Here is a 514-nt window from a genome sequence, read left to right as displayed (position 1 = left end):
CGATCGTCCTCATTCCCGCGCGCCTTGCCGCCACCCGACTGCCCGGCAAGCCGCTCGCCGACATCGCCGGGCGGCCGATGATCCTGCATGTGCTCGAGCGCGCGCGCGCCGCCGGCCTCGGCCCGGTCGCGGTGGCCGCGGGCGATGCCGAGATCGCCGCGGTGGTGCGCGCCGCCGGCGGCACCGCCGTCGAGACCGACCCGGCGCTGCCCTCCGGCACCGACCGCATCGCGGCGGCGCTGCATGTGCTGGCCCCCGAAGGCCGCCACGACGTGGTGGTGAACCTGCAGGGGGATCTGCCGACCATCCCGCCCGAGGCGATCGCCGCGGTGCTGAAGCCGCTCGCCGATCCGGCGGTGGACATCGGCACGCTGGTGGCGCCGATCGCCTCGGCCGAGGAGGCGGCGGCCGAATCGGTCGTCAAATGCGCCTGCGCCTTCGAGGGCGGGGCGGAGGTGGCGCCCGCGCTCTACTTCTCCCGCCGCGCCATCCCCTGGGGCTGTCTCTTATACAC

General features: G+C 75.5%; 1 protein-coding gene. It reads left to right on the top strand.

The genetic code is table 11. The features are described 5' to 3' along the window. Positions 1-2: 2 nt before the first annotated feature. Positions 3-514, top strand: a 512-nt coding sequence (locus N2041_RS14850) for an NTP transferase domain-containing protein (protein WP_367187745.1), incomplete at its 3' end; no start/stop codon positions are given.

Origin of the sequence: Tepidiforma sp., assembly GCF_026419595.1 — a bacterium.
Lineage (GTDB): Bacteria > Chloroflexota > Dehalococcoidia > Tepidiformales > Tepidiformaceae > Tepidiforma.
This window is presented reverse-complemented; position numbering and strand designations above follow the sequence as displayed.